The organism is Salinibacterium sp. SWN167 (assembly GCF_015864665.1).
In the GTDB taxonomy this organism is placed as follows: Bacteria; Actinomycetota; Actinomycetes; order Actinomycetales; family Microbacteriaceae; genus Rhodoglobus.
This window is the reverse complement of record NZ_JADYWU010000001.1, coordinates 1912296-1931589: the sequence shown is the minus strand read 5'-3', so window position 1 is coordinate 1931589 and position 19294 is coordinate 1912296. Positions and strand designations below refer to the sequence as shown.

Genomic DNA, 19294 nt, shown 5'->3' with positions numbered 1-19294 from the left:
GTCAACTACCCCTGGAGCACATCACGTGATCGAACTGAGCATTGCCGAGATTGCCACCGCCGTCAACGGAGAACTCCGTGATGGCAGTGACGGTCAGCAACGCCTCCCTGCGAGCAGCGTGCAGACTGATTCGCGTCTCAATACTCCGGGCTCCATTTTCTTTGCTCTGCGGGGCGAAAGCACTGATGGTCATCTCTTTGCTGCCAAAGCAGTGGAAAATGGCGCAGCGCTCGTGATCGCTGAACGACCGCTCGAGCTCGATGTTCCGCAGATCATTGTGGCGGATGGGGTAGAGGCTCTCCACGCTCTCGCACGCACTGTCGTTGCGTCTGTGCGAAGCAAAGGTGATCTTCAAGTTGTCGCGGTAACCGGTTCAAACGGCAAGACGACGACGAAGAACATGTTGCGCGCGATTTTGGAGCGCCAAGGCGAAACGGTTGCCCCTGAGGGCTCGTTCAATAATGACGTCGGTGCGCCCATCACGATGCTCAACGTCACCGATTCCACGAAGTTTCTTGTTGTCGAGATGGGGGCAGACGGTCTCGGCGACATCACGCGCCTTCAGTCGATCGTCGTGCCCGATGTCGGTATTGTCCTGATGGTCGGCTTGGCTCACATCGGCAAATTTGGGGATGCCGCAGTCACGGCCCGAGCAAAGTCTGAGATGGTTTCCCATTTGCCGTCGACCGCGACTGCGGTATTGAACGGTGATGACGGTCGCGTGAAGGCTATGGCACAGCAGACGCAGGCTAAGGTCGTCCTCTTCGGCCTCGATTCGAGTGCTGCGGTGTGGGCTGACGATATTCAGGCGACTGCTCACGGCACCGCTTTTGGGCTACACATCGGCGGCGAGACGATTCCGGTGCAGTTGCGTATTCTCGGCGAACACCACGTCACCAACGCGTTGGCCGCGATTTCGGCAGCACGCGCTGTGGGGGTAGACCCTGCTCGCGCGGTTGAGGCGTTGGAGTCCATCGACCGCGCGGAACGTTGGCGAATGGAACTGTTGGAGGCGCCCGGTGGCATCACAGTCATCAATGACGCCTACAACGCGAGCCCTGACTCGATGGCGGCCGCGCTCAAGACGCTCGTTCAGATCGTTGGCCCCGAAAATCGCTCCGTTGCGGTGTTGGGGGAGCTTGCTGAACTCGGAGATTATGCGAATGACGAGCATGACCGTATCGGTCGGTTGATCGTGCGACTGAACGTGCAGAAGCTCATTGTGGTCGGTCACGCAGCGCGTCATATCCATAATGCTGCAGGCCTCGAAGGTTCGTGGGATGGAGAGTCGGTCCTCGTGGATAGCGTCGAAGAGGCATACGCTGTGCTGCGTGAAGAACTGCGAGAGGGCGACGTCGTGTTGGTGAAATCGTCGAACTCTGCTGGCTTGCGACACTTGGGCGACCGGATCGCCGGGGTGACCGCATGATCGCGCTCCTTGTCGCTGCTGGCTTCTCGCTCTTCTTTACGCTGCTGCTTACCCCGCTGTTCATCAAGCTCTTTGTGCGCTTGAAGTGGGGCCAGTTCATTCGTGACGATGGTCCCGAGAGCCATCACACCAAGCGTGGCACTCCCACGATGGGCGGAATCGTCTTCATTTTGGGCTCGACGATCGGTTATTTCGTCGGACACTGGGTTGCTAGTGAGCCCGTAACTCTTTCCGGGCTTCTCGTGATCTACCTCATGGTGGGTCTCGGCGTCATCGGCTTCATCGATGACTTCATGAAGACTCGTAAACAGCGAAGCCTAGGCCTTGGCGGTTGGTCAAAGGTTGCTGGCCAGGTCATCGTCGCCGCGGGTTTCGCGGCCCTCGCCCTCAACTTCCCTGATCCTGGCGGACTCACGCCAGCATCCTCAAAGATTTCGGGATTGCGGGACATCAATTGGCTCGACCTCGCCACTTTCGGCGTAGTTATCGGTGCTATTTTGTTCGCCATCTGGGTGACGTTGATCATCGTCAGCACGTCGAACGGTGTGAACGTTGCCGACGGTCTTGACGGCCTCGCGACCGGGTCAGCGATCTTCGCGATCGCGTCCTACATCGTCATCGGGTTTTGGCAAGCCAATCAGTCGTGCAGCAACCCCAGCATCGATCGTGAAGTGCTCTACAAGTGCTACGAGGTACGCGACCCGCTTGACCTCGCCATCATCGCCGCAGCGATCGTCGGCGCGCTTATCGGCTTCCTCTGGTGGAATACCTCGCCGGCACAGGTCTTCATGGGCGACACAGGTTCGCTTAGTCTCGGAGGCGCCCTCGCTGCTCTCGCGATCATGAGCCGCACCGAGCTGTTGCTTATCCTGATCGGTGGACTCTTCCTTATCGTTACCGGTTCCGTGATTCTGCAACGTGCTTACTTCAAGATCACCGGCGGTAAACGTATTTTCCTCATGAGTCCCCTGCATCATCACTTCGAGCTCAAAGGTTGGGCAGAAGTGACTGTTGTGGTGCGTTTCTGGCTTATTGCTGCGCTCTTCGTCGCGGCCGGCGTCGGAACCTTCTATCTGGAATGGATCAATCAGTAGTCGTGCGCGATTTCAACTCATTCACCAGCTGGAACTCGGCCTGGAGCGAACTGAGCGTCGCAGTCCTCGGGCTGGGGGCGACTGGCTTCTCGGCGGCCGACACCCTCACCGAACTCAAGGCTCGGGTTCTCGTGATCGCGGATGCGGCATCCGACAACCGCGTTGAAATGGCGAAGGTCATCGGTGCCGAGCTGGCGATCGGCGGCAGCACTGACGACCAGCTCGCTGCGATCACCGCGCATGCCCCAGACGTCGTCATCGTCTCGCCTGGCTATCCGCTTGATCATGTCCTCGTGGAGTGGTGCCGCACGAACACTGTTCCGATGTGGACTGAGATTGAACTCGCCTGGCGCCTGCGCGACAAAACGGGTACCCCTGCCGAATGGATTGCTATCACCGGCACCAACGGCAAAACGACCACGGCGCAGCTGACCGCCCACATTCTGACAACGGCCGGTTTCCGGGCTGGGGCCGTCGGCAACATCGGTATTCCAGTGCTCGACGCGATTCGATACCCCGATGGCTTTGACTTTCTCGTCGTTGAACTCTCGAGTTTTCAACTTCACGGAATGCCGCGCGAGGGCGCTGGTGCGATCTCACCGCTCGCGAGCGTCTGTCTCAATTTTGCCGACGACCATCTCGATTGGCACGGTTCCCGTGAGGCATACGCGCACGCAAAAGCGACCGTGTACGCCAACACGAAGATTGCCGCGGTTTACAATCGCGCGGTGCCCGAGACGCTGGCCATGGTGGAAAATGCTGAAGTGGTCGACGGATGCCGTGCAATCGGTTTCGGACTCGATACGCCGGGTCCCAGCGACTTCGGTATTGTCAGCGACCTGCTAGCTGACCGCGCGTTCGGCGATGACCGCCACAACGCTGCCCTCGAACTTTTCACGCTTGACGAGCTGCGCCAGCGCAACCTCGCGGCGCCGCACATGGTCGCCAACATTCTTGCGGCGAGTGCACTCACTCGAGCCGCCGGGGTGAGTATCGAAGCAGTGCGTGAGGGTGTAGCTAGTTTCGAAATCGATGGCCACCGTAATCAGGTCGTGCTCGTCAGTGGGGGAGTGACGTGGATCAACGATTCCAAGGCCACTAATTCGCACGCGGCGAGTGCTTCGCTTTCTGCAGCCGACCCTGTGGTGTGGATTCTGGGTGGCCTGCTCAAGGGAATCGATGTCGCGCCCTTGATCGAAAAACACGCTCCGAGGCTCAAAGCTGCAATCGTAATTGGTAACGACAGGCTGGCAATACAGGCCGCATTCCAGCGACACGCGCCGCAGATTCCGGTCTTCGAGGTTGACGCGACTGACACTAATCACGTGATGTCCCGTGCCGTCGAGATGGCGCACGGAATCGCTACCGAAGGCGACACCGTCTTGTTAGCGCCAGCGGCAGCATCCATGGATCAATTCACAAGTTACGCAGATCGCGGAGACAAGTTCGCAGCAGCAGTGCTCGAACGAGTAGGAGGGAACGACGATGACGCCTCCTCAGCGACCACACCGACCCCAGCGGCCGAGTAGCGGGTCCAACGACGATCCTCAGCCTTCACAGCCTGCTGTGGCCGCCGCTGGCTCCGCATCAAAGTCGAAGGAGCCTGTTGCCGCACGCGTCCCGGTCAAGCGCATTTTTTCGGGGGAATCGAGCAACTTTTTTCTGCTCTTGGGAACAACGCTCTTCCTGGTGATTTTTGGGCTTGTGATGGTGCTCTCATCGTCATCGGTCGAGTCATACGCCGCAGACCAAGGCTTCTTTGGTAGCTTCTTGCGTCAGGGATTGTTCGCGCTTTTGGGCATCCCGCTGATGCTCATCGCGTCACGCGCACCGACAAGATTCTGGAAGCGGTGGGCGTTCCCGGGGCTTGTGCTTGGCGCGATCTTGCAGCTTCTCGTTTTCGTTCCCGGTATCGGTTTGGAGTACGGAGGTAACCAAAACTGGATTCAAATCGGATCGTTCAGCGCACAACCATCTGAGTTCGTGAAGGTCGCCATCATCATTTGGGTGGCCGCGGTACTGTCCACCAAGCAAGACGTCCTTAGTGACTGGCGCCAAGTCGTACTGCCCGTCGTGCCCGTTGCCGGTGCGGCTATCGGATTTGTGCTTATCGGCAATGACTTGGGAACAGCATCCATCATGCTTCTCATCGTCTTCGCGTGCCTTTTCTTCGCCGGCGTGCGGTTGAAGTTCCTGTCGATCGGTCTCCTTGCCGTCGTTGTCGGGGCGCTGCTGTTCGCCACCACTAGTGCTTCTCGTACCTCGCGAATTGATATCTGGTTGAACGGATGCACCGAGCTCGACTATCAGGACTCGTGCTGGCAAATCGATCACGCGTATTGGGCTCTCGCCGGCGGCGGTCTCTTTGGTCGCGGTCTTGGCAACTCGGTCGCCAAGCGCGGCTGGTTGCCTCACGCTGACAACGACTATATTTTCGCGATCATCGGTGAGGAACTCGGTCTGATCGGCGCGATCGTTGTTCTGCTGTTGTTCGTTGTCTTGGCAATCGCTTTTATCCGCATCATCCGCACCACTAACGACAGCTTCGTTCGCATCGCGACCGCTGGTGTCATGGTGTGGACGGTCGGCCAGGCGTTCGTAAATTTTGCGGTGGTGCTGGGAGTTCTTCCCGTGCTTGGTGTGCCGTTACCGCTGATATCAACGGGCGGATCTGCGCTCATCGCGACCCTGTTGGCTATCGGGATCGTGTTGTCGTTCGCGAGATCGGACCACAAGGCCGCACAGTCGAAGCCCCGACCCTCTGGGCCCGCAGCTCAACCAACATCCGCCCCAACGGCGGTGCCGACAGCGGCACCCGTTCAGACTGCAGCAGATCGCTCCCGCATGCTGGCGGCAAATCGAGCACGAGGACGCCGATGACTACTTACCTTCTTGCCGGCGGAGGAACCGCTGGCCACGTGAATCCGCTACTCGCCGTAGCCGAACGTATTCGCTGGAGTGAGCCCGAAGCCGAAGTGCTGATTTTGGGCACGGAGGAAGGGTTAGAGGCACGGTTGGTCCCTGCCCGCGGCTTTGAATTGCTGACGATTGCGAAGCTTCCATTTCCGCGTCGCCCGAACCGGGCGGCGTTGAAGTTTCCGGCGCGACTGCGCTCCACTGTCGACGAGGTTGTCGCGATCATTGCCGAGCGCGGCGTGGATGTTGTCGTCGGCTTTGGTGGCTACGTTGCGGCTCCGGCATATTTGGGTGCGCGCAAGGCGGGAGTTCCCCTTGTCATTCATGAGGCCAATAGCCGCCCGGGAATCGCGAACCGTCTTGGTTCCTTTTTTACGAAGTTTGTCGGCACCGCTTTCGATCGCACGCCAATTCGTGGCGGTGTTGTCGTGGGGATGCCGCTGCGGGCCGAAATCGAGAAGCTCGATCGGTTTGCGGCACGCACCGAGGCCGACAGCTTTTTCGGTCTTGATCCTAAGAAGCCGACGCTTCTCGTGACCGGCGGTTCTTCGGGAGCCAAGCGCATCAACGACACCATTTCTGCTTCGATCACGCGCATTTTGGGCGCGGGCTGGCAAGTGCTGCACATCACGGGGGAGTATCGGGACGCTGTGGATGATCAGCAGCTCTCCGGCTATGTAGTCGTCAAGTACTGCGACCGCATGGAGCTCGCCCTCGCGGCGGCCGACCTCGCGATTGCGCGGGCGGGCACATCGACTGTCGCCGAACTAACGGGGCTCGGCGTTCCCGCTATTTATGTTCCCTACCCTGTTGGTAATGGTGAGCAGAAGTTCAACGCTCGAACGGCTGTAGAGGCTGGTGCCGCAATTCTTGTCATGGATTCCGACTTTGTGCCTGAATGGGTCAGTTCCAACCTCGTTCCGATGTTGCGCAAGCGGGCCTTGATCGCAGACATGGCCGCCCGCGCCTCCAGCGTTGGTTCACTCGATGGAACTGACCGCATGCTCGAGCTCGTCCATCTGGCCCTCGACCGCGATCTACCATTGACATCATGATCTTTCCTGACTTGTCTATGCCGTTGCCCGGACCACTGCGTTCGGCGCACTTCGTTGGTGTCGGTGGCGCAGGCATGAGCGGAATCGCGCGCATGTTCTTGGATGCCGGAATCACGGTAACCGGCTCCGACAAGGCGGCGAACGCAAACACCGCATCGCTGAACGCAGCGGGTGCAACGATCTCGATCGGCCATGACGCCGCTCACCTCGGAGATGCGGAAGCTCTGGTGTACACGGGCGCGCTCTGGCCCGATAATCCCGAGTACCTCGCTGCGGTTGAGCGTGGCATCCCTGTCTTGCACCGTTCTCAAGCCCTTGCTTGGTTAGTGGGATCGACCCGCTTGGTCGCCGTTGCGGGTGCTCATGGCAAGACAACTTCGACCGGGATGATTATCACTGCGCTGCGCGAGCTTGGCACGTCGCCGAGCTTTGTGAATGGCGGAGTGATTCAGGGTCTTGGCACCAGTTCGGGCTCAGGGACCGATGATCTGTTCGTGGTTGAAGCCGATGAGTCCGATGGTTCATTTTTGCTTTACGCCACAGCAGTAGCGTTGATCACCAATGTTGATGCAGATCACCTCGACCACTACGGCTCCCACGCGGCCTTCGATGATGCTTTTGTCGATTTTGCTTCGCGTGCTACTGAAGCCGTCGTCGTGTCCAGCGATGATGCTGGCGCGATTCGTGTGACCAAGCGACTCACGCACGACAATGTGGTGACGTTTGGTGAAGCGGATGACGCCACCGTGCGCATCCATTCCGTCACGTCTCTCGGCCCTGTGGCATTCACTGTTGTGGTTGACGGTCGCGAAGAGCGGGTGCAACTCGCTGTCCCTGGGCACCACAACGCTCTCAACGCTGCAGGCGCGATTGCGGTGCTGATCGGTCTTGGTCACGAACTGGGAGCCGCTATTGACGCGGTTTCCACTTTTGCGGGGACGCAGCGCCGTTTCGAGTTGCATGCTGTTGTCGATGGAGTGAGCGTGTACGACGACTACGCTCATCACCCCACCGAAGTCGAAGCAGCCCTCAGCGGCGCCCGCAGTGTGTTGGGCAACGGCCGGCTGATCGCTGTGCACCAACCGCATCTCTTCAGCCGCACTCGTGACATGGCGCCCGAATTTGCCGAGGTTTACGAACGCTTGGCAGACCACACCGTTGTTCTCGGAGTGTTCGGTGCGCGTGAGGACCCAATTCCCGGTGTCACCGGAGAACTCGTCTCATCTGGTTTTGTCGATCCTTCGCGGGTTGACTACCAGCCCGACTGGGAGTTGGCGGCGCAACGCGTCGCTGAGATTGCTCGGGAGGGTGACATTGTCATGACTCTGAGCTGTGGTGATGTTTACCGCATCATCCCGCAGCTTGTCGCAGCGATCGATCGTTATCCTGTTGTCACGGCATCCGAGACGGTCGCAGATCAGGTGCCGAGTGAAGAGGCCTGAAGGGTTCGATAAGTCTGCTGCTCAGCCGGATCCGCTTCCGGCGAAGTCTCGCTGGAAGCGTTCACCGCAGCCTGAGAAAGACAACACATCCGCCCGCGTGCTGAAGCCCGGTCCGTCCGTAGCGAACCCCGAAGCGAAGCCCACCGCAGCGCCGAAGCCCACGGCCGAGGCGCGTCCGCGCCCCACAAAGCAGCGCAAAGAACCCAATCCTGAAGCTCACGCAAAGCGACAGCTTCGTCGTGCTGCGCGAGCTCGCAAGCGTGCGGAGAAAGCGGAGCTTCGCCGTTTCACGCGCCGCGCTCGTACTCGCAAGTTTGTGTGGCTCTCCATTTCGGGGCTCGTCGTGGTGTTGCTCGCTCTGATTGCGGTCGCTGTGTTTTCGCCGATTCTGGCGCTGCGCACGGTAGTGGTTGACGGCACGGACCGCATCGATCCCGCTGAGGTTCAAGCTGCCGTCGAAACCCAACAGGGAACGCCGCTCGCGCTCCTGGACTTCGACGCCATCAACGAAGAACTGTCGGTCTTTCCGTTGATCCGCAGCTATGTCACCGAAATTGTGCCGCCCGATACTCTGCTCGTGCACATCGTTGAACGTGAACCGATCGGGTCAGTAAAGATCGACGGAGTCTTCACGTTGGTCGATCCCGCTGGCATCACCATTCAGGAATCAGCAGAACGGATTCCCGGAGTGCCGCTGATCGATATCGGGGGAGCGGATGTCTCGAGTTCCGCCTTTACCGCGGCGACGGAGGTTTTGTTATCTCTGCCAACGGAGCTTCGAGCGCGGGTCGAAAGCGTTTCTGCGACTACCAAGGATGACGTGTCCTTTGTGTTGACTGGAGTCGGTCAGCGTGTGGTGTGGGGCAGCGCTAGCGATTCGGACGAAAAGGCAGCTTTGCTCGAAGCACTTATCTCTACTCGATCGTCGGACGAAGCGGGCGAGTTCGACGTGTCGGCTCCCAGCAATGGCATTTTCCGTCCCAGCTAGCTCTTCGCGAGCGCTGAGCGTGCGGCAAGGCCGCTAATTGCCAGAACACTTTCCGACACGCGGCCTGTTGTGCATCCGTGTGGGGTGCTGTCCGCATACTCTCAACAAAAGAAATACATACTGAGCATAACTTTAAACCTCAAGTCGAGGTTGATAGTTTCCAGTGGAGGCCGAAAAGTGACATCAAACCAGAACTACCTCGCAGTCATCAAGGTAGTCGGCATCGGTGGCGGTGGCGTGAACGCTGTCAACCGGATGATCGAGCTCGGCCTGCGAGGCGTCGAGTTTATTGCGATCAATACCGACGCCCAGGCGCTGCTCATGAGCGATGCAGACGTCAAGCTTGACGTCGGTCGCGAACTCACGCGCGGACTTGGAGCCGGCGCCGATCCTGAGGTTGGCCGTCGTGCTGCCGAAGATCACGCTGAAGAGATCGAAGAGGCGCTTGCCGGCGCCGACATGGTCTTTGTTACCGCTGGTGAGGGTGGTGGAACGGGCACCGGTGGTGCTCCCGTCGTCGCCCGCATCGCTAAGTCGATTGGCGCACTTACGATTGGTGTTGTCACGAAGCCCTTCGGCTTCGAGGGCAAACGCCGTTCGTCTCAGGCAGAGATCGGAGTGGAGACTCTCAAGAATGAGGTCGACACCCTCATCGTTGTTCCCAATGACCGCCTTCTCGAGATCAGCGATCGCGGCATCAGCATGCTCGAAGCGTTCTCGACCGCCGACCAGGTTCTTCTTGCCGGCGTTCAAGGCATCACAGACCTCATTACGACCCCTGGTCTGATCAACCTCGACTTCGCCGACGTCAAGTCGGTCATGCAGGGTGCCGGTTCCGCACTGATGGGTATTGGCTCATCACGCGGGGCCGACCGGGCCATAAAAGCGGCAGAACTTGCTGTGGCATCACCGCTGCTTGAAGCCAGCATCGATGGCGCGCACGGAGTGCTGTTGTCGATCCAGGGTGGATCAAACCTCGGTATCTTCGAGATCAACGACGCCGCTCGCCTCGTTCAAGAAGCTGTTCACCGCGAGGCCAACATCATCTTCGGTGCCGTGATTGACGACACTCTGGGCGACGAGGTTCGTGTCACAGTGATCGCTGCTGGCTTCGACGGTGGGGAACCTTCCGCCAAGCCTGTTGAGGGTCGCCGCACCAACTACGTTGTTCCTGAGCCGCCGGCTGAGCACATCGCAGCAGAGGAAAAGACGCCGAGCAAAGACACCGATTGGAAGTCGCAGCCGAGCGCAGTTCCCGCAACACCGATCGACCGCAGTTTCGATGACGACGACGAGAACGACAACGATCTCGACGTTCCTGACTTCCTGAAATAGGCGCGATGGTCGACCTGACCCCGTTAGGCGAACGACTCGCAGAGGTCGACGACAGGATCGCGGATGCCGCACGCTCGGCATCCCGCGACCTGTCGTCGATTACGCGCATCGTGATCACCAAGTTCCATCCGGCGAGCCTCGTTCGAGAGCTGCACGGATTGGGCGTTCGCGACGTCGGTGAGAATCGTCACCAGGAAGCGCAGCCCAAAGCGGCCGAGTTGGCTGACCTTGATTTGCGCTGGAGCTTTGTCGGTCAATTGCAGAGCAAGAAAGCACGTCAAGTGCGCGCGTACTGCCAAGCGGTGCATTCTGTGGATCGCGATTCCTTGATCACCGCGCTGGCCAGTGACCACGCAGAAAGCGCGCTCGACGTTTTTGTCCAGGTCAACCTCACGGACGATTCCGGTCGCGGTGGAGTAGTGCCAGCCGAACTTGAAGGCTTTGCGGACCGAGTAGCGGCGGCGCCCGGGTTGCGGCTCCGTGGCCTCATGGGTGTCGCGCCACTAGACGGCGACCCGAAGCCTGCCTTCGCCGCTCTGCGGGGGCTGTCCGAGCGCGTACAGCTGAACCATCCAGCGGCCGCAGCGCTGTCTATGGGCATGTCGGGAGACTTCGCCGAGGCTATTGCCGAAGGCGCGACACACCTACGAATTGGCACGGCAATCACGGGAAAACGACCCGACCATGGTTAATCTCGAAGCAGAAGCTTCACCATTCGGAGGATTATCATGGCCAACCCACTGCGCAAGACAATGGTCTACCTCGGCCTCGCCGATGAGGACTACGAGTACGAGCAGGGACCAGCCGCGCCGGTTGCCCCTGTTGCAGCAGCACCCGCACCAGCGAGTTCTAACCGTGCCCCGGTTACGCCGTTGCGTCGCGCTGCACCCAGCACTGCGGAGGCAGAGATGAACGAGATTTTGACGGTGCACCCGCGCCAGTACAAGGATGCCCAGCTCATCGCTGAGAACTTCCGCGAGGGTATCCCGGTAATCATCAACCTGTCACAGATGAGCGAGCCGGATGCTCGCCGTCTCGTGGACTTCGCCAGTGGACTCTCGCAGGGTCTCTACGGCAAGATCGAGCGCGTCACCAGCAAGGTCTTCTTGCTCTCTCCGGCACACGTTGCCGTGAGCGGCGAACAGGCTGAAGTTGAGTCTGACGTTGACGCTTCCTTCTTCGTTCAGTAGCCGCACTGCACGGCGGGCAATGTGAAGCCCGCTAATCTAGAGGGGTGAATCCCGTTTCTGTTATCGCCCTGGTGGCTTATTACGCCATCACTTTGTTCATGTTCGCGATGTGGGCTCGGTTCATTCTCGACCTCGTAGTCGTCTTCGCTCGAGGATGGCGCCCGAGCGGCGTTGGGCTGGTTCTTTCTGAGCTTGTGTACACGATCACTGATCCTCCGATCAAAGCGGTCCGCAAAGTTGTCCCGATGATTCGAATCGGCAACGGAGCGCTCGATTTATCGTGGATGCTGGTCATGCTCGTATGCATCATCCTTACCTCCATTTTGCGGGGCTTTTAGAACTAGCCGCTACAGATGTAGTCTTATCGGAGAGCATGCGGCAACTAATCAGGTTTCGTTACTACGATGTGATGCGAACGTTGAACGTTGTGTATACGTTGAAAGAAAGTGTTAGAGGTGGCGGAAATGGCTTTGACTCCAGAAGACGTGGTCAACAAGCGGTTTGAATCAACAAAATTCCGTGAGGGATACGACCAAGATGATGTCGATGACTTCCTCGACGAGGTTGTTGTTGAGTTGCGCCGTCTTAACCAAGAGAACGACGAGCTTCGTCAGCGCTTGAGCGCAGCAGAGGCTCGTGCAACTGAACTTCAGCAGAACGCGAGCAGCGCTCCCGCTGCTGCTGCTCCCGCAGCGATTGCCGCTCCGGCACCCGCCGCCATCGAAAGCGCGCCAGCTCCTGCTGCACCCGCTGCGATAGAGCCGGCCTCGTCGGTTCTAGACGACGCGAGCAGCACCAATAATCTTCTTCAGCTCGCACGACGCCTGCACGAAGAGCACGTCCGTGAGGGCGTTCAGAAGCGTGACGCTCTTATTGCTGAGGGTCAGGCATCCGCTGCTGAAATCCTCGCTGAGGGCAAGGCATCTGCCGCCGAGGTCGTCGCTGCCAGCAAGGCCACAGCCGCAGAACTCGTTGCTGAGGCTGAAGCGCAGCAGCGCGAGCAGATCGGCACTCTCGAACGCGAACGTGAAGCTCTTGAGGGGCGCATCGAGTCCCTCCGCAGCTTCGAGCGTGAGTACCGTGAGAAGCTCAAGAGCTACATTGAGGGCCAGCTTCACGAACTCGATTCTTCGAGTCTCGTCACCGCTGGTGGTTCCGCAGCTCAGCAGGGCCAGGCTCCGGCGTCGCAGCCTTCTGGTCACTTGACTCCGGAAGATTTCTCTGCGCCCCAGTCGGCACAGCAGCCTCCCGCCAGCTTCTCGGGATTCTCCGGTAGCTAGTTTTTCTGCAATGGCCGTCAGTCGGTCGGTGAGAGCTTCGGCTCCGCCGCCGCTGGCGGCTTTTGCTGTGTTCGCACCTAACCCAGCCATGCTGGGGGAGTGCGACACGTCCGTTTAAGCGCATCACTATCAAGGAGCATCATGGAAACCCGAAGCTTGCCGGTTCCTGAGGGCCTTGCGGGGCAGCGCGTCGACGCAGCTCTCGCCAAACTGCTGGGTTTCTCTCGCACCTTCGCCGCTGAGGTAGCCGCAGGCGGCGGGGTGACGATGGATGGTGTTGCCGTCGGTAAGTCTGACCGCCTTGTTGATGGTTCCTGGCTCGAAGTATCGTGGGTTTCCAAAACCGAGCCCCAGATCGTTCCCGTAGTTCTTGACTCTCTTGGCATCATCTACGACGACGAGCACATTGTTGTTGTCGATAAGCCAGCGGGAGTGGCCGCCCACCCGTCAATTGGCTGGGATGGCGTTACGGTGCTTGGCGCACTAGCCGGTGCGGGCTACCGCATTTCGACCTCGGGCGCTGCGGAGCGTGCCGGAGTCGTTCACCGTCTGGATGCTGGAACAAGTGGTCTGATGGTTGTCGCGAAGTCTGAGCTCGCCTACACCGAACTCAAGCGTGCATTCCATGACCGTGAGGTCAGCAAGATCTATCACTCTGTCGTGCAGGGGCACCCTGACCCGCTCGCCGGCACCATCGATGCGCCGATCGGGCGTCATCCGGGCTCCAGCTGGAAGTTTGCAGTGGTCTCGGGCGGCAAAGATTCGATTACCCACTACGAAACCTTAGAAGCGTTCCCGTCTGCTGCTCTGGTTGAGGTGCACCTTGAGACAGGGCGCACGCATCAGATCCGTGTTCATATGGCCGCGCAACGGCATCCCTGTGTTGGGGACACCATGTACGGCGCAGACCCCACGATTTCGTCGCGGCTGGGGCTAACCCGCCAGTGGCTGCATGCCCACAAGCTCGGTTTCGCGCATCCTGCAACGGGCGAACAAGTCTCGTTCGAGTCGCCGTATCCGGCTGACCTTCAGGCAGCACTTGAGGTGCTTCGAGCCGACTAGGGCGCGTCAGTTATAGTCTCGTCGGCTCGCTGGCTTAGGCTGGATTTCGAAAGAATTCGGAGTGTCTTTGGCTGCCAATAACGACTCGTTTGTGCATTTGCACGTTCATAGTGAGTACTCGATGCTCGACGGAGCGGCTCGCGTCGGTCCGCTGCTGGATGCCGCTGTAGAGCAGGGCATGCCCGCGATCGCTATCACCGACCATGGCAACATGTTCGGCGCTTACGACTTCTGGAAACAGGCGACAGCACGCGGTATCAAGCCCATTATCGGCACAGAGGCATACGTCACCCCTGGCACGTCGCGAAGAGATAAGACGCGGGTGCGTTGGGGCGGTAGCCACCAGACTCGTGATGACGTCGGTGGTAGTGGTGCTTACACCCACATGACGTTGCTCGCCCAGAACAACGAAGGCATGCACAACCTCTTTCGGCTGTCGTCACGAGCATCTATTGAAGGTTTTTATTTCAAGCCTCGAATGGACCGCGAGCTTCTGAGCGAGTACTCCAAGGGCATAACCGCCACAACCGGCTGTGTCGGTGGCGAGGTCCAGACGAAGCTCCGCCTGGGACTGTACGACGAGGCGAAAATCGCCGCGGCTGAGTTCCAAGACATTTTCGGCAAAGAAAACTTTTTCGCCGAGATCATGGATCACGGCATCGATATCGAGCGCCGCACAATGCTCGATCTTCTGAAGCTCGCTAAAGAGCTCGATATGCCTCTGCTGGCAACGAACGACTTGCATTACACGCACGCTCACGATGCCACGGCGCACGCCGCGCTCCTGTGCGTGCAATCAGCATCAACGCTCGACGACCCCAACCGGTTCAAGTTCGACTCGAATGAGTTCTATCTCAAAACTGCTGCGGAGATGCGGTCACTGTTCCGCGAGCATCCTGAAGCCTGCGACAACACTCTGCTCATCGCCGAGCGCAGTGAAATCAGCTTCGAGGGCCGCGACCTCATGCCTCGCTTCCCCGTTCCCGAGGGGGAGACCGAAGCGACCTGGTTCGAAAAAGAAGTCGCCCGTGGCATGAACAAACGGTTCAATAACGCACCGTCCGACGCGCACCTTGCACAAGCCAAGTACGAGGTCGATGTCATTCAGCAGATGGGGTTCCCCGGCTACTTCTTGGTGGTCGCAGACTTCATTGAATGGGCTAAGTCGCAGGGCATTCGCGTAGGACCGGGGCGTGGATCTGCTGCTGGGTCGATGGCGTCCTATGCCGTGGGAATCACGGAGCTGGACCCTCTTGCCCACGGACTTATTTTCGAGCGCTTCCTCAACCCTGAGCGCGTATCGATGCCCGACGTCGACGTCGACTTTGACGACCGGCGCCGTGGTGAAGTCATCCGTTATGTCACCGACAAGTACGGTGACGACCGCGTGGCCCAGATCGTCACCTACGGAACGATCAAAGCTAAGCAAGCTCTCAAAGACTCGGCTCGCGTGCTCGGAATGCCGTACTCGGTCGGCGAGAAGCTGACGAAGGCGATGCCCCCAGCCATCATGGGAAAAGACATTTCCCTCGGAGATGTGCGCAACAAAGATGCGGCACGCTACAAAGAAGCCGCCGACATCCGCGGCATCTTGGACACCGATCACGAAGCTGCGAAAGTCTTTGAAACCGCGGTTGGTCTTGAAGGACTGAAACGGCAGTGGGGCGTTCACGCTGCCGGCGTCGTGCTGTCCGCTGAACCCTTGCTCGATGTGTTGCCCATCATGCGCCGCGAAGATGACGGCGCGATCATTACCCAGTTCGATCAGCCGCCGTTGGAGAGCCTGGGCCTGATCAAGATGGACTTCTTGGGTCTTCGAAACCTCACGGTGATCGAAGACGCGCTCAAAATGATCGAAGCCAATACTGGCTCACCCCTGATCATTGAAGACCTCGATCTCGATGCCGACCAGAAGACGTACGATCTGCTGGCGCGAGGTGACACTCTTGGGGTATTCCAGCTCGACGGTGGCCCCATGCGTGCGCTGCTCAAGCAACTGAAGCCCACCAACTTCGAAGATATTTCGGCCGTGATTGCCCTGTACCGCCCGGGGCCCATGGGAATGAACTCGCACACCAAGTACGCGCTGCGCAAGAACGGCTTGGAAGAGATCGACGCGATCCACGCCGAACTCGAAGAGCCGCTGAAGGATATTCTCGGCACGACCTTCGGCCTCATCGTGTACCAAGAGCAAGTGATGTCGGTGGCTCAGAAGGTCGCAGGCTTCACCCTCGGACAAGCCGACGTTTTGCGTCGAGCGATGGGTAAGAAGAAGAAGGAAGAACTCGACAAGCAGTTCCTCGGCTTCGAGACCGGAATGCTCGACAACGGCTTCAGCAAAGAGGCTGTAAAGGTCCTCTGGGAAACCCTGATGCCCTTTGCTGATTACGCCTTCAACAAGGCGCACAGCGCCGGATATGGCGTGCTCAGCTACTGGACGGCGTATCTCAAAGCAAACTATCCGGCCGAATACATGGCAGCGCTGCTGACCAGCGTGGGTGACTCCAAAGACAAGCTCGGGATGTATCTGAGCGAGTGCCGTCGCATGGGTATCAAGGTTCTTGCCCCCGATGTTAACGAGTCGACTGTCAACTTCACCGCTGTGGCCGGCGACATTCGTTTCGGCCTTGGCGCCGTACGGAACGTCGGTGCTGCCGTCGTGGAGCAAATCGTTCGCGCGCGCACCGATAAAGGACGTTTCGAGTCGTTCCACGACTTCCTGCGGAAGGTGTCGATCCAAGTCGCGAATAAGCGAACCGTCGAGTCACTGATTAAATCTGGCGCCTTCGACTCGCTCGGAGCGACGCGTCGCGGTCTATTGGAGATCCACGAAGACGCGTGTGATTCCGCCGTCAGCCTCAAACGCAACGAAGCCAACGGTCAGGTTGACCTCTTTGGTGGCATTTTCGACTTCAACGAAGACGAAGATGGCGTTCCGGAACGGCCCGAGTGGTCAAAGCGCGACAAGCTTGCCTTCGAGCGCGAAATGTTGGGTCTCTACGTTTCTGACCATCCGCTGTCGGGCCTTGAGATCCAGCTGGCAAAACATCAAGACTTTACGATCACCGAAGTGCTTTCGGGCGATGTGGTGTCGGATGGCGAGCATGTCTCGATCGCTGGACTAGTGACGAGTGTGCAACACCGGGTCGCTCGCAATAGTGGCAACCAGTACGGAATTGTCACCGTCGAAGACTTTGCCGGTGAGATCGATGTCATGTTCTTGGGCAAGACGTACCAAGAGTTTGCGCCGGGGCTAGTCAACGACTCCATTGTGGTGGTTCGTGGTCGAGCTAGTGCTCGAGACGACGGAATGAACTTGCATGCTGTGAGCATGTTCTCACCCGACCTTGGCGCGAGTTTGGGATCAGGTCCGATCGTTCTGACGCTGAAGGAACAGCGAGCCACGACAGACGTCGTCTCGGGACTGGGTGAGGTTCTCATCCGTCATTCCGGCACTATCGAGGTGCGACTACGACTAGTGCGTGACGATGTCGCTCGGGTCTTTGAATTGCCGTACCGGGTGAAGGTCTCAGCGGATCTTTATGGAGAGCTGAAGTCGTTGCTCGGACCAGGCTGCCTCGGTTAGAGGCGTGCGTGGCGAGTTAGTTCTCGTCGTCCGTTAGCTCGACTGCGCGCATATAGGTGCGCTCGTGGTAGAGCAGCGCTTCGTCTTCCGCTCCAAGCGTGCCGTGGTCAATCTCGACGACGACGACAGCGTTGTTGTGCACGGGATGAACGTCAACGATGTGTCCGATCGCGATAGCGGTCGCTTCCTCAAGCAACGGCAGGCCCTTCTCGCCGGCGTGCCAGTGATCGCCCACGAATCGCAGCTCGTGATCGGCTGCCATCTTCTCGGCAAGGTGACGGCTACGGGGGCCCAGCATATGGATGGCGACCATGTTGCCAACGGTGATGGCTGGCCACGAGCTGGAGACTTGCGCCATGTTGAACGTAGCAAGCGGTGGCACCGCAGCAAGTGAGGCGAGAGACGTGGCGGTAAAGCCAACGGGATGCCCGTCGGGTGCCAGCGATGTGATCACGGCGACGCCGGCCGCGTGTCGTCTGAAGGCACCTTTGAAGGCGTCGATTCCGTCTGCTGCTTCTGAATTTTCCATGTGCTTACTACAACCCTAATTGGCTTGGGCGAATTCCTTGCAGATAACGAACTAGCATGGTTGAGCCATGTCACTGAATACTATTGATCTTCGGTCCACCGCTCTCAGCCGTGCGGAACTTTCTCGTGTCATCCCGCGCGCTGAGATGGACGTGTCTGTCGCGTCCGCTGCAGCCATCCAACTCATTGAGGATGTGCGTGAACATGGCGAGCAAGCATTGCTCGACCAGGCCGAGCGTCTCGATGGCGTTCTTCCTGAGCGCGTTCGCATTCATGCGGATGAGATCACGCGCGCCACGCGGGCGCTCGAACCTGCCGTGCGTGAGGCTCTCGAACTTGCCATCGATCGCGTGCGCACCGCGAGCAAAGCGCAAGTACCTCCGGCGATGATGACTCAGCTGGGAGACGGTGCTGAAATTATTCAGCGCTGGCAGCCCGTCAACCGTGTGGGTCTGTATGTTCCCGGTGGTAAAGCTGTGTACCCGTCGAGCGTGATCATGAATGTCGTTCCGGCGCAAGTAGCTGGTGTCTCGTCGGTGGCGCTTGCTTCTCCGCCGCAACGCGCGTTCGGTGGAGCAGTCCACCCGACGATCCTTGGTGCAGCCGGTCTGCTTGGCGTTGATGAGGTTTATGCGATGGGCGGCGCCGGTGCGATCGGCGCGTTTGCCTATGGTGTCCAAGAATTGGGGCTCGACCCTGTCGACATCATCACTGGTCCGGGAAACGTCTACGTTGCCGCGGCCAAGCGTGCCGTGCGTGGCGTGGTGGGTATCGATTCCGAAGCTGGTCCCACCGAGATCCTGATCATTGCCGATGCTTCGGCTGATCCTCGGCTTGTTGCTGCCGACTTGCTCAGTCAGGCCGAGCACGATGAACTTGCCGCTGCCGTGCTCGTCACAGATTCCGAAGAACTTGCGGATGCTGTGCGCACGCACTTGGCCGAGCAACTGGCCGTGACACCACACTCTCAGCGCGCGAGCGTTGCTCTCGCCGGTCAGCAGTCTGCGATCGTCTTGGTAAGCGATATGGCGGCCGCTGCCGCGCTCAGCAATGCGTATGGCCCGGAGCACCTCGAGATTCAGACGGAAGAGTCTGGCGCTGTGCTCGACATGATCGATAACGCCGGGGCAATTTTCTTGGGTGACCAGTCACCCGTGAGCTTGGGGGACTACCTCGCTGGCTCGAATCACGTGCTCCCCACCGGCGGTCAGTCACGCTTCTCTTCAGGGCTGGGGGCATACACCTTCCTTCGCCCACAGCAGATCATTCGCTACAGCCACGACGCTCTTCGCGAGCTCGAACCGCACATTGTGGCGTTGAGCTCTGCTGAAGATCTTCCTGCCCACGGCTCCGCTGTGAGTGAACGGTTCCGCGACCGCTAACCGGGTA

Annotated in this window: 16 protein-coding genes; 15 read left to right on the top strand and 1 reads right to left on the bottom strand. The window is 59.2% G+C overall.

All coding sequences use genetic code 11. From position 1 onward, the window contains the following. Nucleotides 1-25 precede the first annotated feature (25 nt). The 14 genes from murF to dnaE all read left to right on the top strand — a co-directional run bounded on the left by murF (nt 26) and on the right by dnaE (nt 17377). Nucleotides 26-1429: a UDP-N-acetylmuramoyl-tripeptide--D-alanyl-D-alanine ligase gene (gene murF, locus I6E60_RS09220; RefSeq protein ID WP_197179822.1), complete on the top strand. Its 1404-nt coding sequence runs from the start codon at nt 26-28 to the stop codon at nt 1427-1429. Beyond that, entirely contained in the window at nt 1426-2523 is a 1098-nt protein-coding gene (mraY, locus tag I6E60_RS09215) for a phospho-N-acetylmuramoyl-pentapeptide-transferase (RefSeq protein ID WP_197124913.1), read from the top strand. The genes murF and mraY overlap by 4 nt, the downstream gene beginning before the upstream one ends. Then, nucleotides 2508-4052 carry a UDP-N-acetylmuramoyl-L-alanine--D-glutamate ligase gene (gene murD / locus I6E60_RS09210; RefSeq protein WP_197124911.1) on the top strand — a complete coding sequence of 515 codons (1545 nt, stop codon included), beginning with the start codon at nt 2508-2510 and terminating at the stop codon, nt 4050-4052. The genes mraY and murD overlap by 16 nt, the downstream gene beginning before the upstream one ends. A 37-nt stretch (nt 4053-4089) precedes the next feature. Then, nucleotides 4090-5403 (top strand): putative lipid II flippase FtsW, encoded by a 1314-nt coding sequence (ftsW, locus tag I6E60_RS09205; protein WP_307784438.1) that lies wholly within the window; start codon nt 4090-4092, stop codon nt 5401-5403. Further along, nucleotides 5400-6494 carry a glycosyltransferase gene (locus tag I6E60_RS09200; RefSeq protein ID WP_197179819.1) on the top strand — a complete coding sequence of 365 codons (1095 nt, stop codon included), beginning with the start codon at nt 5400-5402 and terminating at the stop codon, nt 6492-6494. Before ftsW ends, I6E60_RS09200 begins: the two co-directional genes overlap by 4 nt. Further along, a complete protein-coding gene (murC, locus tag I6E60_RS09195) occupies nt 6491-7936 on the top strand; it encodes a UDP-N-acetylmuramate--L-alanine ligase (RefSeq protein WP_197179818.1) in 1446 nt (481 codons plus the stop codon). The genes I6E60_RS09200 and murC overlap by 4 nt, the downstream gene beginning before the upstream one ends. Next, nucleotides 7923-8924 carry an FtsQ-type POTRA domain-containing protein gene (locus tag I6E60_RS09190; protein WP_307841804.1) on the top strand — a complete coding sequence of 334 codons (1002 nt, stop codon included), beginning with the start codon at nt 7923-7925 and terminating at the stop codon, nt 8922-8924. The genes murC and I6E60_RS09190 overlap by 14 nt, the downstream gene beginning before the upstream one ends. A 177-nt stretch (nt 8925-9101) precedes the next feature. Then, nucleotides 9102-10259: a cell division protein FtsZ gene (ftsZ, locus tag I6E60_RS09185; RefSeq protein WP_197124901.1), complete on the top strand. Its 1158-nt coding sequence runs from the start codon at nt 9102-9104 to the stop codon at nt 10257-10259. A 5-nt stretch (nt 10260-10264) separates the two neighbouring features. Continuing rightward, nucleotides 10265-10951: a YggS family pyridoxal phosphate-dependent enzyme gene (locus I6E60_RS09180; RefSeq protein ID WP_197124899.1), complete on the top strand. Its 687-nt coding sequence runs from the start codon at nt 10265-10267 to the stop codon at nt 10949-10951. A 36-nt stretch (nt 10952-10987) separates the two neighbouring features. Then, nucleotides 10988-11449 (top strand): cell division protein SepF, encoded by a 462-nt coding sequence (locus I6E60_RS09175; RefSeq protein WP_197179814.1) that lies wholly within the window; start codon nt 10988-10990, stop codon nt 11447-11449. Between the two features lie 44 nt (nt 11450-11493). Next, nucleotides 11494-11787: a YggT family protein gene (locus I6E60_RS09170; protein WP_197124895.1), complete on the top strand. Its 294-nt coding sequence runs from the start codon at nt 11494-11496 to the stop codon at nt 11785-11787. Between the two features lie 126 nt (nt 11788-11913). Beyond that, the gene (locus I6E60_RS09165) at nt 11914-12729 is read left to right on the top strand and encodes a DivIVA domain-containing protein (RefSeq protein WP_197124893.1); all 816 of its coding nucleotides are present in this window, start codon (nt 11914-11916) and stop codon (nt 12727-12729) included. A gap of 141 nt (nt 12730-12870) precedes the next feature. After that, nucleotides 12871-13791: an RluA family pseudouridine synthase gene (locus I6E60_RS09160; RefSeq protein ID WP_197124892.1), complete on the top strand. Its 921-nt coding sequence runs from the start codon at nt 12871-12873 to the stop codon at nt 13789-13791. A gap of 67 nt (nt 13792-13858) precedes the next feature. Beyond that, the gene (gene dnaE, locus I6E60_RS09155; RefSeq protein ID WP_197124891.1) at nt 13859-17377 is read left to right on the top strand and encodes a DNA polymerase III subunit alpha; all 3519 of its coding nucleotides are present in this window, start codon (nt 13859-13861) and stop codon (nt 17375-17377) included. Between the two features lie 16 nt (nt 17378-17393). Here dnaE and I6E60_RS09150 read toward each other — a convergent pair whose 3' ends face one another. Continuing rightward, nucleotides 17394-17906 (bottom strand): flavin reductase family protein, encoded by a 513-nt coding sequence (locus I6E60_RS09150; protein WP_197179811.1) that lies wholly within the window; start codon nt 17904-17906, stop codon nt 17394-17396. A gap of 67 nt (nt 17907-17973) precedes the next feature. Between I6E60_RS09150 and hisD the strand changes: the two genes are divergently transcribed. Continuing rightward, the gene (hisD, locus tag I6E60_RS09145) at nt 17974-19287 is read left to right on the top strand and encodes a histidinol dehydrogenase (RefSeq protein ID WP_197124889.1); all 1314 of its coding nucleotides are present in this window, start codon (nt 17974-17976) and stop codon (nt 19285-19287) included. The last annotated feature ends 7 nt before the right edge of the window (nt 19288-19294 follow it).